Origin of the sequence: Pseudactinotalea sp. Z1739, assembly GCF_049725055.1 — a bacterium.
Taxonomy (GTDB): Bacteria; Actinomycetota; Actinomycetes; order Actinomycetales; family Beutenbergiaceae; genus CALKWS01.
In genome coordinates this window covers 15,688-30,471 of sequence record NZ_JBMPQA010000019.1, presented here as the reverse complement: position 1 = coordinate 30,471, position 14,784 = coordinate 15,688, and the positions used below count along the sequence as shown (strand labels likewise).

Genomic DNA, 14,784 nt, shown 5'->3' with positions numbered 1-14,784 from the left:
TGGTGCTGGCCCGGTTGATCGAGCCGGCTTCGAAGTTGGCCACCATCGGGATCCTGGAGGAACTGGGCGTTGATGCCCCGCACCGCAACACGATCGGCGCGTGTTTGAAGCGGATCAACGCCGAGGACTACCGGTCCCAGATTGCCCAGAAGTGCTTCGCCCACGCGACCAGCCACGGTGATATTTCCCTAATTCTCTACGACGTCACCACGCTGTATTTCGAGGCCGAGCACGAGGACGACTTGCGCAAAGTCGGCTACTCGAAGGAACGTCGGATCGATCCCCAGATCGTGGTCGGATTGCTGGTCGACCGGGGCGGGTTCCCGCTGGAGATCGGCTGCTTTGAAGGAAATCACGCCGAGACCCACACCCTGTTGCCCATCATCGAGCAGTTCCAGGACCGGCACAACATCGAGGACATGGTCATCGTGGCCGATGCCGGGATGCTGTCCCAGGCCAACCTGGAGGCGTTGGATGAGGCGAAGATGCGGTTCATCGTCGGCTCCCGGACCACCAAGGCCCCCGGAGACCTGGCCCGCCACTTCCACTGGCACGGGGATGCCTTCGATGACGGGCAGGTGATCGATACGATCACTCCCCGCAGCGGCGGGCCCAGGAAACACGACACCGCCAAGAAGGCCGAACCGGTGTGGGACCCGGTGAAACATCCCAAGGCCTGGCGGGCGATCTGGCAGTACTCACGTAGACGCGCCACCCGGGATACCAAGACCATCACCACCCAAGAGAACCGGGCGCTGGCGATCATCAACGGTGAAGTCCGCCCGAAGAACGCCCGATTCATTACCACCACCAAAGCCGGCCGGGAACTCGATGTCGCCGCCTTGGACCGCGCCAGGCGTCTGGTCGGGCTGAAGGGCTATCAGACCAACATCCCCGCCACCATGATGCCTGCCGGTGAGGTCATCGCCAGTTACCACGACCTATGGCAGGTCGAGGCCTCCTTCCGGATGAGCAAAAGCGACCTGCGCGCCAGGCCGATCTTCCACCGAACCCGCGATTCGATCGAGGCCCACCTGACCATCGTCTTCACCGCCCTGGCCCTGGCCCGCTACATGCAAGCCGCCACCGGGCTATCGCTGAAGAAGATCATCACCACTCTGCGCCCAATCCGCGCCGCGCTCATCCGCGCCGGCGGACAGACCCACAAACTCCCCGCTTACATCCCCCCGGAAACCGCCGAAATCATCAACCAGATCACCGAAAAACCGGGACACTAAGGCAAATGTGCAACTCGGGTCCGACCGAGCGCTGGATGAGCAGGCGCCGGTCGACGTCGCGTTGCTGCTTGCACTGGCCGCAGAAGACGGTGCCCTTGAGGTAGTGGTGGTGCTCGCGGCGGCGTTCGCCGGACTTGCCTCGGGCGCGGTTGACCTCCTGGACCTTGTCGAACAGCTCTTGGTCGATCAGCGGCTCGTGCTTGCCGGGGATCTGCTCGCCCTCGTAGATGACCACACCCGTGTAGTACGGGTCGCGGAGCATCTGATGGACCTTGTTCACCGACACCGGGCCAGCCGGATGTTTTGCCGTCGGACGGGTCGTGAGGCCGCGATCGGTGAGCTCGTCCACGATGTCGTTGAGGGTGTACTCGCCGGTGGCGTAGAGCTCGAACGCGAGCTTCACGAACGGGGCGCGCTCGGGATCAACCTCGATGGTGCGGATGTCGCGGCCTTCGGAGACGTCTCGGACGTTGAGGTAGCCCAGGCGGGCACGTCCGAGGGTCTTGCCGCGCTTGGCTGCTGCTTCCATCTTCCGCTTGATGTCTGCACCGCGGGAGGTGGACATCATCTCGTTGAACACGCTGATCATGCCGCGCATGGCCTTGCCGGCCGGGGTATCGTCCATCGGTTCGGTGACGGAGATGAGCTGGACCCCGAGGGACTGGAAGACCATGCCGACGATGGCGTCTTCCCATTGGTTGCGTCCGGCGCGCTCGAACATGTAGACCAGCACGACGTCGACGTCGCGGCGAGCTTGGATGCGGGCGAGCATCTGCCGGAACACGGGGCGCTTCTCGATCGAGGGCGGACTTGCCCGGTTCGATGTACTCCTCGATGACGGTGTACCCGAGGGCTGCGGCGCGTTCGTAGCAGAGCTGCCGTTGCGTCTCCATCGACGCACCGTGCGCGTACTCGCGAGAGGTCTTGGTCTGTGACGGGTCAGAGACACGGAAGTAGACGACAGCGCGCTGACCCTTCGGAACGGCGTCAAGGTCGAGGGCGGAGTCGAGGACATTCCCGAGTTGGAGCTGCTCGATGTGTGGAGCGGTGAGCTTGTCCAGGTCGGGCATACCGGGCAGGTTTGGCAAGCCGTAGTTGATTCGCGGTGTCATCGTCCTGCCTCCTCGCCGTGGTCGGACTCATCGATGAGGACCAGGTTGCGCAGTGCGGCTTCAAGACGGCTCGTCTCCCGCTGTGCCTCGAGAGTCGCAGACGGCGCTTCCTCACTGTGCTGTGGCGTGGGTGGCGGTGTTCGGAAGTAGACGATGGGCACGTCGCCCTCGCGCCGGTTGTGGCCGTTCATGGCGTCTCCTTGCTGTCGATGGTCGGGATGAGGTTCAGGGGGAAGCTGCGACGGCGCAGGCGCTTTCTCATCGCACGCTTGCAGGCGCCGCGCAGGGTGACGAGCTCGCTCAGACCTGGCCCCGAAGACACGGGCGACGCGACGGCTTGACGGCAGATTCTGACGGCAACTCTGCCGACAACATGTCGTCGCGTGCGGACGTGCAACGACATGATCTGTGGATACGTCAAGGCGTCGAGCGCCCAGTGACAGGGGTCGTGTTCGTCGCGGGCGGGATCAGTGCCGGTGCCTGGCGACCTTATGGCTTCACTATTGTCGGCGTTCACCGCCGCGCTATCGCCCGGTCTCATCGTTGTCTCCACCTCTGGCGGCGCGGGCTGTGCGGCGGCGGTGACGCTGACGGCCGGGAGCCCGGTAGGAGCCTCTGACGGCAACGGCTGACGGCAACGATTGTCGGTGTCCTCGGCGGTGGCCAGAGATGTGGCGACGTGAGACGTCTTCTCCGCGATGCGGGTTTCCAGGTGGGACGCGAGCGATGCGACGGCCTGGCGACGGGTTCTCAGATCGCTGTGCTGGTAGATCTGCTGCGTGGTCGAGATGTTCGCATGCCCGAGGATGGCCTGCGCTTCCTTGGGTGGCGTCCCGAGGAGGGAGTGGAACGTCGCGACGGTGTGGCGAGCGTGATGCACGTTGATCACGCGGACTCCTGCTTCCTTGCTGAGCCGCTTGAAGACCTGCAGGAAGTTGTCCGCGAACACCGGAGTGCCGACCCGTGACAGGAGCACGAGTCCTGCCGCCGTGTACTCGTCGGGTACGTCGGGGCTGTGCGCGGTGTCGAGGACGGTGCCCTGCGCTTGAGCGTGTGCGAGCAGTGCTTCGCGAACGAAGGGAACGAGGGGCACGGTGCGGTTGGCGGCGTCGGTCTTCAGCTCGACGGCGACGAGTTCGCCGTTGATCGTCTGCAGCTGCTGGCGAAGGGTAATCTCGTTGTGCCGGAAGTCGATGTCGCACCAGCGCAGCCCGAGCACCTCACCCTCTCGCAGACCGTAGAAGAGCAGGATCACGAAGCCCGCGTACCAGCGATGGTTGGTTGTGGCGGCCAGGAACGCTGCGGCCTCCTCGGCGTCCCACGGCCTGATCGGCTTGGGCTTGTAGGTGGGGATGCGGACGTGCTGGCAGGGGTTTCGCAGGATGAGGCCGGTGCGGACGGCTTCGCTGAGCGCTGAGGACAGCAGCTTGCGACACTGCCTGATGATGCTTGGGGACTTGCCTGCGCGGACGAGGATCTGGATGGTCGCTTGGACATCACGGGTCGAAAGTGTCGCCAGCGGTGCCGAACCGAGGACGGGGATCAGGTGCAGGCGCGCGATCGCCTCGTATCGAACCAGCGAGTTGGGGCGGACCCGTTTGGGTGCGACCGTCGTCAACCAGCGCTGCATGTACTCGCCGACGGTGTAGCGGGTGGTCGCGGTCGGGATGCCGAGGCGGATCTCCTCGAGTTTCGCGACGAGCTTGTCGTGAGCGGCCTTTCGATCGCGGGCGTACACGCGGATGCGTTTGCGGGGGCCGTCCAGGGTCGGGGCGAACGCGGCGGCCTCCCAGCGGCCGTCTTTGCGTTTGGTGAGAGTGCCCTCGCCGTTGGCGCGCCTAGACATGATGTGCTCCATGCCGTGCTGCCTGTCGTTGACGCCGGATGTAGCCGGCGAGGTCGGCGCGGGTCACGAATCGCCGTGCGCCGATCTTGACCGAGGGAAGATCCCCGGCGCGGATGAGACGGTAGAACAGGTCACGGCCGATCCGCAGTTCCTTGATTGCCTCGTCGATGGTGACGAGCTTCGTGTCAGGTGATGTGTCTGTGTCGTTCATGGGGAAGATTCCTCCTTTCGATCAATCGGTGATATTGGGAAGCAGGCCGAGGTCAGACAGGCGCAGGATCACCGCGTAGTCGAGGACGTCGAAGTGGCGGGCGAGTCCCTTGATCGTTGTGATGCCGTTGCTGATTGCTTCTCGGACAGCGCGAGCGGGCATGAGAACGTTCAGTGTGAAATGGTCTCCTGCCATGTCTGCCTGGACAGAGCCGCGTTCCTGTCGGGCGTCGTAGAGGCTGGGACCAACTGGATAGTCGAGGATCCGCTTGAACTCACGCAGGATGAGGAAGCGAATGCCAGGCTTGGGGAAGCCCGTGCGGATGGTGATGATCCAGCGTCGGGCGCCTGCGTCCCAGTAGTGGGAGCTGAGTTGGGGCAGGTCGTCATCCATGCGCACTTCAATCGTTGCGATGGCTTTCACGAACTCCACGGGGTCTTGCTGCTTGCGGGAAGCCAGGTCTCGCAGGAGCCGGGCTTGGGCCGAGGCGATGCGCTGGGCTGCGACCCAGCTGAACGGATATGGCTGCTCGGGCACGAGACTGCGCAGACGCCTCAGTGGGTGGCGAGTGAGGTTGGGAACGCTGTCGAGTGGACGCGCTGGTGGACTTGTCAGCCTCGCGGCGTCGGTGTTCTCCTCTATCGTCGGTTTCATTGGTTGTCTCCTCCTTTCCCCACCCGGGAGTGATTAGTTGGTCTAGGTTTCGTCTTCGCCGACTGCGGGGCCGTCTAGTGCGATCCCGTCGCGTTCAGCGAGTGTGCGGAAGTAGATGTCGAGCTCGGTGATCGCCTGTGCGGACAGGCCCTGGTAGCGGGCGCGCAGGTAGGGGGCGAACGATGGCAGAGCTTCGACCGTCGGGTAGTTGGCCAGCGAGTACAAGTCGCTCACGGGAATCTCGAGCGCTGTGCCGAGTGCGTGAAGAATGTTCGGGCGCGGGTGTTCGATCTTCTCCTGCTCGATCCGCTCGATGGTGGTGCGCGGAACACCGGAGCGCTGAGCGAGTCGACGGAGGGAAATACCTTGTTGTGTACGCGCCTGCTTTATGGAAGGGCCCAGGCGCATGGCCGCGGTCGCGCTGTTCATTGGGTGCGGGTCTCCGGTTACATGTTTTACCCATTTTACTCCCTTTTTCTATAAAAAGCCTGGTCAAAGGCTCTTTTTACAACACTTTCCGTCTGCCGTCCGCGAACGCGGCCCCGCCCGAAGGCGGCTGTAACAGGGGTGTCAGGTGCTCATCTCGTCGCCTCCCAGGTGGTTCCTTTTGAACATATGGATCTGCCCGGCGAAGTAGTGCCCCATAGAGTGGTGTAGCGCGGTGGCCGCGCTCACGCCCCCAGCGACACACCGGGCAACGATCACGCCAACCGCGCTACACCACTATGCGGGACGCCACTCATCCCTCTCGACACGCCGGTCAATCGAACTCCGCGTCCTTGACTTCTGGCTGGACGGGGGTCCCACTCAGGGAGGGCAGCGCGCACAAGCGCTTCGAGGTTCGCCGACGGGAGCGTTCGCCTTACCGCTTGCCCCGAAGGAGCGCCGGAACGCCGCTACTCGACAGGCCCCGTCCAGATCGTCAGTGATCGCGGGCGTTGTGCTCGACCGCTGGCTCAGAGACACGTGACCAACCTCGGCTCGTGGCCCGATCGGTTGACGCGCGCCGCTGCACAATGGAGCGCCGCTTCCGTACGCTGCGGGGCCGTCCGAACGCCTGGTTGTGCGCCGATTGGGTGCTCGACCTGGGCTGTCCTGCTGCGCCGGCCGAGGAGACTCCCATGCTGGTCGGCGCGGGACTCTAGCAGTGTCGGTGCCCACCGGTAGCGTGTGACACGCACCCATGTCCAGCCCGCATCAGGCCGTTGCCTCGAGGAGAACACCACAGCATGAGCAAGTCCCTACTGGAGCAGCTGCCTGGCATCGTCGCCGCAGGCAAGCGTCAAGCGGCACAGATCCTGGAACAGCTGGAGGGGCGCAACAGGGTCAGCCTGCAGACGCGAGAGCTGGTGATCCCATCGAAGGACCACGCAGGTTTCAACTTCTCGGGCAACTATGCTGAGGACATTGCGGACCAGCCCAATCGGCTGATCTACGGCGACAACCTGTTGGCGATGGCGGCCCTGCTTGCAGGCGACAACGAGCACGCCAGCCTCCGCGGCCGAGTAGACCTGATCTACATCGATCCGCCGTTCGACTCGAAAGCTGACTACCGTACGAAGATCACGCTCCCTGGTACCACCATCGACCAGAGGCCGACCGTCTTGGAGCAATTTGCCTACTCCGACACATGGGCAGATGGCACCGCATCTTACGTCGCGATGATCGTCGCTCGGCTCGTCTTGATGCGTGAGTTGTTGGCAGAGACCGGATCAATCTACGTCCACATCGACTATCGAGTGGCGCACTATCTCAAGATCATCCTCGATGAGGTGTTTGGCCGGGAATCCTTCGTAAATGAGATCGTCTGGCCGGGCGCCATCGGTGACTCCTCTGCCAAGAACAAGAAGTTCATCAAGTCCCACGACACGATCTTCTTTTATCGGAAGGATCCGAAGAAGATCGTCTGGAACGACGTGTTCCAAGCACACGCTGGATCGAACGAGAAGCGACTCAAGACCGACGAAGTGGGGCAATACCGACTTGGCCCAATCGACAACCCGGGCGGCGGTGGCTACGTCTACAATCTCGGCCTCGGTGAGAAGCCGCCTGCTGGCGGCTACAGGATGCCGAGGGAGACTGCGCTGACGTGGCTTGAAGAGGGGATCCTCTGGGTGAAGCCCGGACGCGTGCCCCAGAAGAAGATCTACCTGAATCCCGAAGGCGTGCGGTCGCGCGATGTCTGGACAGACGTGCAGACGCTGCAGAAGGGTGAGACAACCGGGTATGGCACGCAGAAACCCGGTCGACTCCTGGAACGGATCATCCAGGCCTCTTCGGACGAAGGGGATCTCGTTGCGGATTTCTTCGTAGGTTCTGGCACAACGGCTGCTGCTGCGGAGCGCCTCGGCCGCCGCTGGGTCGTGACTGACCTCGGGAAGCCTGCAGCGATGGTGACTCGCAAGCGTCTCATCGATCAGGACGCGAAGCCGTTCCTTTACCAGGCCATCGGCGACTACCAGGTTGAGCAGGCGCGTTCGACGCTTGGCCGCTCATTCCGGGTTGGTGATCTGGCGAAGGTGGTGCTTGATCTCTACGGCGCTCTACCGCTGCCGCCGGAAGAGAACGTCAACGGCAGCCTCGGTCGGCTACCGGGTACCCGCACGCTGGTCTACGCGGACAGCCCTTCACGCCTCACGACGATCTCGACGCTCAAGCGTGCCCAGGGCTACCGCGAGGTGAAGATGGGCGGCTTCGACAAGGTCGTGGTGCTCGGCTGGAACTTCGCCGCTGGCATTGGGCAGGACATCAACGACCTGAACGATCCGAACCTTGAGGTGCTCGTTATCCCGCCGGATCTGCTCGACCGGCTCAAGAAGAAGGGTGCGGACAAGCTGGCGTCAGAAGTCCGCTTCTCGAGCCTTCAGTACCTTCAAGCCGAGGTGACCGGTCGCGTGCCCGAAGGTGAGCGGGAGTCGCTGACAGTGAACCTGCAGAACTATGTACTGCTGTCGCCGGAGGCGATCAATCTCGACCAGGCCAACCGTGCCAAGCTCCAGCAGGTCATGAACACGGAGCCTCTCGCGCTCGTCGAGTACTGGGCGGTCGATCCCGATTACGACGGCGAAGTCTTCCGATCCGTCTGGCAGGACTACCGAGGCAATACCGACAACGACAGCGACGAGTTGCGTGTCGTCACGACGGCCACACTGGATCTTTCCCGCCTCGACAGCGCGCGTACGGTGTGCGTGCGAGCGGTGGACGTCTTCGGCTTCGAGTCCGAGGTCGTCATCTCTGGTGTGGAGGTGGAGTCGTGAGTGGTTTCGCGGACTTCCCCTTGGCTCGTGGGCTGTCGTCGGTCGTTGATCCGTTCATTCCGGGCATCGTCGGCGGCTCAGGTTCGGAGCTGCTTGAACGAGTCACACCAGTCACTGCCGAGTTGCTGCGTTACTGGTTTCAGCAGGACTACTGCGACCTCCGGGAACTGAGCTTTCATGCTGGTCAGCGCGCCGCCATTCTCAACATCATCTATGCCCATGAGGTCCTCGGCACGACGCGGCTGCGCGATCTCTACGAAGCAGTCGCCCCCGAGGCGATGCTCGAGGGCGGCGTTCTGGGCGAAGTCACCCGGCAGCGCCACGACTTCCCGAAGTACGCGGCGAAGATGGCAACGGGTACCGGTAAGACCTGGGTGCTCAACGCTCTGCTCGTCTGGCAGTACCTGAACAAGCTCGCCAATCCAGCGGATCCGCGCTTCTCAAGCAATTTCTTGCTCGTGGCACCTGGCCTCATCGTGTACGACCGTCTTCTCGACTCCTTCATGGGCAAGGAGCACGAGGGCGAGCGTGACTTCACCACCAGCGACATCCACCGCCAGCAGGGTCTGTTCGTGCCGGACACCTACCGCTCGCAAGTCTTCTCGTTCCTGCAGTCGTCCGTCGTGACTAAGACCGAGATCGGTCGCAAGGTCACCGGCTCGGGCATGATCGCCATCACCAACTGGCATCTGCTGGCTGGCAAGGAGGATCCTGACTTTCTCGATGACGAGGCGGAGGTCGAGGCACCTGGCGCGGAGATCGATCGGAAGGCGGCTATCGAGAGCTTCTTCCCGCTCACGCCAGGCACGAGCGCTGGGAACGCTCTGGACACGCTGGATCGACGCTTCCTGCGAGGGGGACCGCTCCAGGCGTTGAAGGATCTGCCTGACCTGGTCGTGTTCAACGACGAGGCGCACCACATCCATGAGGTCAAGAAGGCCGACGAGGTCACGGATGTCGAGTGGCAGAAGAGTCTGAGCGAGATCGCATCTACCAAGGGGAGACGCTTCACCCAGATCGACTTCTCGGCGACGCCGTATAACGAAGTCGGTTCGGGACGCTCCAAGGGCAAGGCCTACTTCCCGCACATCGTCGTTGACTTTGACCTCAAGTCCGCCATGCGAGCTGGGCTCGTCAAGTCGCTCGCACTCGACAAGCGCAGGGAGATCGCAGCGCTTCCACTCGACTTCAAAGCGGAGCGTGACGAGCAGAAGCGCGTCACCGGCCTCTCCAACGGCCAGCGCGTCATGCTGCAGGCCGGCCTCAAGAAGCTCCAGATCCTTGAGGACCAGTTCACCGACGCCGATCCGGACAAGCATCCGAAGCTCCTCGTGGTCTGTGAGGACACCAACGTCACGCCACACGTCGTCGAGTACCTGCAGAGCACCGGCCTGTCTGAGGACGACATCCTCCGCGTGGATTCCGGACGCAAGGCCGAGCTCGGCCCGAAGGACTGGGAGCCGATCCGCGAGAAGCTGTTCGATGTTGACCGGCACAAGCAGCCCAAGGTCATTGTCTCGGTGCTCATGCTCCGCGAGGGCTTCGACGTCAGCAACATCGCGGTCATCGTGCCGCTGCGGTCGTCCCAAGCATCGATCCTGCTTGAGCAGACCATCGGACGCGGACTTCGACTTATGTGGCGCGGCGACCCGTCGATCGATGAGCTGAAGGCCGAGACCCGCGAGCGGATCAGTAAAGGGCTTGAGCCGACCAACTACTTCGACGTGCTGTTCATCGTCGAGCACCCGGCATTCAGCGACTTCTACGAGGAGCTTCTTAGCGGCGGGCTCATGGTCGAGACCGGCGACGACTCGGACACCACCGGCGCAACCGGCGACCTGGAGCACGTCGATCTGCGGCCTGGCTACCAGGCGTACGACTTTGAGATCCCGATCATCCTGCGCGACGCCGATGAGGAGCTTCGCCAGCCGAGCATTGACCCGCTCGCGCTGGCACCCTGCCCGTACCCGCTTGACATGATGCTCAAAGTTATCGGCACGGGCGACCGCTTCGTCTCGCACGATGCGCAGACGGGCACGCAGTACGGCGACTACCGCGTCGACGGCGGCGTCCTCACAGCAACCGGGTACAACGACTACCTCTCGCGTATGACGACTCGCATCACGGAAGCGCTCGGTCGCACGATGACCAAGAGCCAGAGCAAGTACAACGAGAACGCCAAGTTCCCGATCTTGCAGGCATACCGCCCGCTCTTGACCGGCTGGTTGGATACCTACATCCGCCACCGGCTCTTCGCCCAGGAGTTCGATCCGCTCGCTGGTGAGAACTGGCGGGTGTTGCTGCTCGACGATGTCGCTCACAACATCGCAGGGACGTTCGCCACGAAGCTGGTCGAGTTGCAGGAGAGCCAGGTCGTGGCCTCCGCTGATGTGCAGCACCGCTTTCTGTCGGAGGCTACGACGATCCCCGTGCGCGGCAGCACCGCGGAAGAGGTCAAGAAGTGCATCTACCCGAAGCTTCCGATCCCGTCTCAGGGTGGTGGTCTTGAACGACGCTTCATCCGATGGGCAGACAAGGACTCCGGCATCGAGGCGCTCGCCAAGGTGCATGAATACCGACACGACTTCTTACGTCGGCCCTATCTGAAAGCGGATGGCATGCCCGCGCAGTACTCGCCGGACTTCCTGATCCGCACACCCGAGACGGTCTTCGTCGTCGAGACCAAAGCGCAGTCGGCCCTCAGCGATGAGAACGTGCAGCGCAAGAAAAAGGCCGCGCTGGCATGGTGCGAGCAGATCAATGAGCTACCAGAGGAAGACCGCGACAGCCGTCGATGGGACTATGTGCTCCTCGGAGAGTCGGTGATCATCGAGTGGGAGAAAAAGAACGCCTCTGCCACCGACCTCCTTGAGTACGCGCGGCTGCGTCGGGCATCCACTGCCAATCAGGAGCGACTCCTGTGAGCGGCGATGTGACTGCAACCAGCGTCGATGCAACGGAAGAGCCCAGGTTGGTCGACCCTCGTGCGTTGCTAGCCGACTGGGCGAACGCCAGCGACGAATGGGTGCGTCTGCTGGTTGCTGAGGTGCTCGTGAGTGGGCGCCCTGTCGGTGCGCCCACTGTTGAGAAGGCATACAAGCTGTTCCGGGAGGAGAAGGCGCTCGACAAGCGCGACCTGTCAACCGTGCCGAAGCTTGACGTCGAGGCGCGACAGGACGAGGCGGCACCTCCGTTGTCGCTGACGCGGCTCTCGGAAGTCCGCGGGGTCAACGCACTCGTGCCGGGGGCGATCATCGAGCCGCACGAGGGTCTGACGATCCTCTACGGGGAGAACGGCACGGGCAAGACCGGATACTCCCGCGTGTTCAAGGCACTGGCAAATAGCCGCACAGCTGACACGATTCTCGGTGATATCGAAGCTGACACTGCCGAGGCGCAGACTGCCAAGCTTAAGTTCAAGCTCGGTGATGACGAGCAGACGTTCGCCTGGACCGGGGAACGCGGCGTATCGCCCTTCACGCGGATGTCGATCTTCGACAGTCCCGCTGTGACAACCCACGTCGATGACGACCTTGACTACGTCTATACCCCGGCATCGCTCGCGCTCTTCAACCACGTCACGGCTGCAATCCAAGCTGTCACGGGTGAGATCGATGCCGCAATCAGTGCGCTCGGCACCGGCGGTTCTGGCCTGCTGTCCAGATTCCAACGCGGGTCGTCTGTCTACCCGCTGATCGAGACGCTCGGTGCGTCCACTGACCTCGCCGAGCTGAAGGCCAAGGCAGCTACCGGTGAGGCAGTCGAGGCGGACCTCGACGGCCTCACGCAGGCGGTGGCTGCGTTGCGCGCCAACACCATCGGTACGCAGATCACCGCGCTCAAGGCTGAGCAGCGGGTCTTGGCGCAGGCTGCGACAGCTGCCGACGCGCTCGTGTCGTTCGATCCCACGGCCTATAACGAGGCGCTGACGAAGCGAGCGCAGCTTGCGGCAGACTACGAAACCTTCCGCAGAGAACTGTTCGCAGCTGCGGACCTGCCCGCCGAACCTGACGATACTTGGAGCGATTTTATTGAGGCCGGCGAGACGTACCGCCAGCACCTCGTAGAGCTGGGTGCACATGACTCGGAACGGTGCCTCTATTGCCGACAGCCGCTGCTTGACCCTGCACGGGACCTGCTCTCCAGGTACTCGACCTACCTAGAGGACAGGATCTCCGCCGATATCCGTGCCACCGACAGCTTGCTTGCGGGATTCAAGCATGAAGTTACAGGTGTCGAGGGCAAGGATCTCGCCCAGTTCGTGGACGAGTACGACGACGAAGAGGAGCAGCCCTCCTACTTCGCTCAGGTCGCGGCTATCGAGGGAGCGAGGAGCGGACTCGCATCGACAGTAGCAGACGGCAAGCGCGCCAGCGTTACGATCGCGGACGTCGTCACGCAACCGAGGGCTGATGTCGAAACCGAGTTGGTGGCTGTCGGAGAAGGCCTCACGACGCTGGAAACCCAACAGCAGAATAGGACGCAAGCGCTCGCAGAGAAGCAGGCCGAGCTCATGGAGTTGAAGGACGCCGCCGAACTCGGCAAGTCCTGGCCGTTGATCGAAGCGCAGGTCAGGAGCGCCAAGGAAGCCGATCAGCTCAAAACCCTCAAGCGCCCACTGTCGTCGTTGGCGAGAGCCGTCACTGCACTTGCGAAGACCGCTAGCGATCAGCTGATCAACCAGAGCTTCGACGCCCTGTTCCTTGAGGAATGCGACGCGCTCAGGGCACCGACTCTGAAGCTGCAGTTCGTCGGACGTGAAGGTCGGGCACATCGTCGCAAGGTGCTGAGCGGCAAACACAAGCCGTCGAAGGTGCTGTCCGAGGGCGAGCAGAAGGTGCTTGCCCTTGCCGACTTCTTGGCTGAGGCCCGGTTGGCGGGTATCACCGCGCCGGTCATCTTCGACGACCCTGTCTCCAGCCTGGATCACCGTCGGATCAATGAGGTCGCGCAGCGCATCGCCGGCCTGGCTGACGACAACCAGGTCATCGTGTTCACGCACGACATCCTGTTTGCCACAACACTCCTCAGTCTCTTCGAGAAGTCTAAGCGCTGTGTCTACTTCCAGGTCACCGACGAGAACGGCAAGGGACAGGTCACCCGTGCCAGCGGGCCGAGGATCGATTCGCTGAGTGCGATCAGGAAACGGATCACCGACGCTATCCAGGCCGCGAAGTCACAAGAGGGAGAAGTCCGAGATGCGCTCGTACGCATGGCATACAGTCACGTTCGCGCGTGGTGCGAGGTCTTCACCGAGGAGGAACTGCTGAAGGGTGTGACCAAGCGCTATCGCGCGAACGTCCAGATGACCACGCTCCCAAACATCGACGGCAGCAAGATCGACGCTATCGGGCCGAAAGTGACGGATATCTTCGAGGTGGCGTGTCGCTACATCGACGGGCACTCGCAGCCGCTGGTCACCCTTGGTGTGAGCCCAACACTGACTGGTCTCGAACAGCACTGGGCGGAGCTCCAGGAGCTGAAGAAGACCAACGATGGCAAGCCGTGACCTCACCGCCGGCTTCATCTACGAGCTGGGGAAGTCAGATCAGAACTCGAACACCACGTGATGGGTAGCCATCTTCTCTCGCGTCAGGCCATGTACGTGTCGGAACCCGTCACTACGCTCGGACTTACCACCTCAGCCACCCACACGGAGGTCAGCCGTGATCGTTCAGCCCACGTTCTACGTTCCATCTGAGATCGCGGCAGGCATCCTCAGTGGCGAACTTGTTCGCTACGGGGGCGTGGTGCGCGACACTGCTGGTCGGCTCGTGACCCACCTCAAAGAGGTTCCCACGCCAGAGAAGGTTGTGGAGGAGGTGGCGAAGCGTGCAGCGCTGAGCCTCAAGAACCCTTGGGTTGCGGTTGGGGCAGGGGTACTCACGTTGGTGGCGGTTGGTGGCGGAGTCGTTCTAGCCGTCAAAAAGCGCAAGAAGGACGCCGAGCTGGACGTACCCGAGTGCGTACAGAACTACAACCGGTCGCTGCGGGTATACCTGGAGGCGATCCAGAACGGCCGCCTTGATGCGGACATCATCGACCGCCTGATTGCCGATCTTGACACGGTCGTCGCATACGGCGACGAGGGTGACACGACAGTCGCCTTCTCGCCAGATCAACTTGCGACACTAACCAGGATCGTCCTCGAGTACACCAGTGAACTCGCGAAGGTGAACGACATCGAACTGGATGAGGCCGAGAAGCCGAGCGAGGACTCCGAGGGTGGGGTGGTTGTCGACCTCCGCAGGTACCTCCAGGTTCAGAGGCGAATCTTCGGCGAAGTGGCCTGACTAAGACTTGTTGATCTGTGCAATTATCCCGCCGCCACCATTCGGCCGCGAGGCCGCCCGACCCGAGCTCGCTTGTATCTGCTGCCGCCGCCCGGACCGCGGAGATCGGCGCATCTGGCGATGGTCGGGGTTCAAGTAGCTACGGCGGTCCCCGGCAGCGCCGGCGGACGATG

At 62.8% G+C, this 14,784-nt stretch carries 11 protein-coding genes; 5 read left to right on the top strand and 6 right to left on the bottom strand.

Annotation, left to right across the window (positions count from 1 at the left end; genetic code table 11):
* On the top strand, positions 1 to 1,238 hold a 1,238-nt coding region (locus tag ACO0LV_RS17965; protein WP_424789298.1), incomplete at its 5' end, for an IS1634 family transposase.
* On the opposite strand, the gene ACO0LV_RS17960 is transcribed toward ACO0LV_RS17965, so the two are convergent.
* From ACO0LV_RS17960 to ACO0LV_RS17935, 6 genes are all read right to left on the bottom strand, one after another.
* Positions 1,216 to 2,022: a recombinase family protein gene (locus ACO0LV_RS17960; protein ID WP_424789297.1), complete on the bottom strand. Its 807-nt coding sequence runs from the start codon at positions 2,020 to 2,022 to the stop codon at positions 1,216 to 1,218. The two genes, ACO0LV_RS17965 and ACO0LV_RS17960, sit on opposite strands and share 23 nt — an antisense overlap.
* Before the next feature lie 324 nt (positions 2,023 to 2,346).
* Positions 2,347 to 2,541, bottom strand: coding sequence for a hypothetical protein (locus tag ACO0LV_RS17955; RefSeq protein WP_424789296.1), 195 nt, complete (start codon positions 2,539 to 2,541; stop codon positions 2,347 to 2,349).
* Positions 2,538 to 4,196: a tyrosine-type recombinase/integrase gene (locus ACO0LV_RS17950; RefSeq protein WP_424789295.1), complete on the bottom strand. Its 1,659-nt coding sequence runs from the start codon at positions 4,194 to 4,196 to the stop codon at positions 2,538 to 2,540. The genes ACO0LV_RS17955 and ACO0LV_RS17950 overlap by 4 nt, the downstream gene beginning before the upstream one ends.
* Positions 4,189 to 4,407 carry a helix-turn-helix domain-containing protein gene (locus ACO0LV_RS17945; protein WP_424789294.1) on the bottom strand — a complete coding sequence of 73 codons (219 nt, stop codon included), beginning with the start codon at positions 4,405 to 4,407 and terminating at the stop codon, positions 4,189 to 4,191. The genes ACO0LV_RS17950 and ACO0LV_RS17945 overlap by 8 nt, the downstream gene beginning before the upstream one ends.
* Positions 4,408 to 4,428: 21 nt before the next feature.
* The gene (locus tag ACO0LV_RS17940; RefSeq protein WP_424789293.1) at positions 4,429 to 5,061 is read right to left on the bottom strand and encodes an ImmA/IrrE family metallo-endopeptidase; all 633 of its coding nucleotides are present in this window, start codon (positions 5,059 to 5,061) and stop codon (positions 4,429 to 4,431) included.
* Between the two features lie 42 nt (positions 5,062 to 5,103).
* Positions 5,104 to 5,490, bottom strand: coding sequence for a helix-turn-helix domain-containing protein (locus tag ACO0LV_RS17935; RefSeq protein WP_424789292.1), 387 nt, complete (start codon positions 5,488 to 5,490; stop codon positions 5,104 to 5,106).
* A gap of 800 nt (positions 5,491 to 6,290) precedes the next feature.
* On the opposite strand from ACO0LV_RS17935, the gene ACO0LV_RS17930 reads away from it, so the two are divergent.
* The 4 genes from ACO0LV_RS17930 to ACO0LV_RS17915 all read left to right on the top strand — a co-directional run bounded on the left by ACO0LV_RS17930 (position 6,291) and on the right by ACO0LV_RS17915 (position 14,611).
* The gene (locus ACO0LV_RS17930; protein ID WP_424789291.1) at positions 6,291 to 8,318 is read left to right on the top strand and encodes a site-specific DNA-methyltransferase; all 2,028 of its coding nucleotides are present in this window, start codon (positions 6,291 to 6,293) and stop codon (positions 8,316 to 8,318) included.
* Positions 8,315 to 11,242, top strand: coding sequence for a DEAD/DEAH box helicase family protein (locus tag ACO0LV_RS17925; RefSeq protein ID WP_424789290.1), 2,928 nt, complete (start codon positions 8,315 to 8,317; stop codon positions 11,240 to 11,242). Before ACO0LV_RS17930 ends, ACO0LV_RS17925 begins: the two co-directional genes overlap by 4 nt.
* Entirely contained in the window at positions 11,239 to 13,827 is a 2,589-nt protein-coding gene (locus ACO0LV_RS17920) for an AAA family ATPase (RefSeq protein WP_424789289.1), read from the top strand. Before ACO0LV_RS17925 ends, ACO0LV_RS17920 begins: the two co-directional genes overlap by 4 nt.
* A gap of 157 nt (positions 13,828 to 13,984) precedes the next feature.
* Positions 13,985 to 14,611, top strand: coding sequence for a hypothetical protein (locus ACO0LV_RS17915; protein ID WP_424789288.1), 627 nt, complete (start codon positions 13,985 to 13,987; stop codon positions 14,609 to 14,611).
* The last annotated feature ends 173 nt before the right edge of the window (positions 14,612 to 14,784 follow it).

What these genes read in the sequence shown, in the direction of transcription:
- ACO0LV_RS17955 (WP_424789296.1), bottom strand. Translation starts at nt 2,541, where the DNA reads ATGAACGGCCACAACCGGCGCGAGGGCGACGTGCCCATCGTCTACTTC.
- ACO0LV_RS17950 (WP_424789295.1), bottom strand. Translation starts at nt 4,196, where the DNA reads ATGTCTAGGCGCGCCAACGGCGAGGGCACTCTCACCAAACGCAAAGAC.
- ACO0LV_RS17945 (WP_424789294.1), bottom strand. Translation starts at nt 4,407, where the DNA reads ATGAACGACACAGACACATCACCTGACACGAAGCTCGTCACCATCGAC.
- ACO0LV_RS17940 (WP_424789293.1), bottom strand. Translation starts at nt 5,061, where the DNA reads ATGAAACCGACGATAGAGGAGAACACCGACGCCGCGAGGCTGACAAGT.
- ACO0LV_RS17935 (WP_424789292.1), bottom strand. Translation starts at nt 5,490, where the DNA reads ATGAACAGCGCGACCGCGGCCATGCGCCTGGGCCCTTCCATAAAGCAG.
- ACO0LV_RS17930 (WP_424789291.1), top strand. Translation starts at nt 6,291, where the DNA reads ATGAGCAAGTCCCTACTGGAGCAGCTGCCTGGCATCGTCGCCGCAGGC.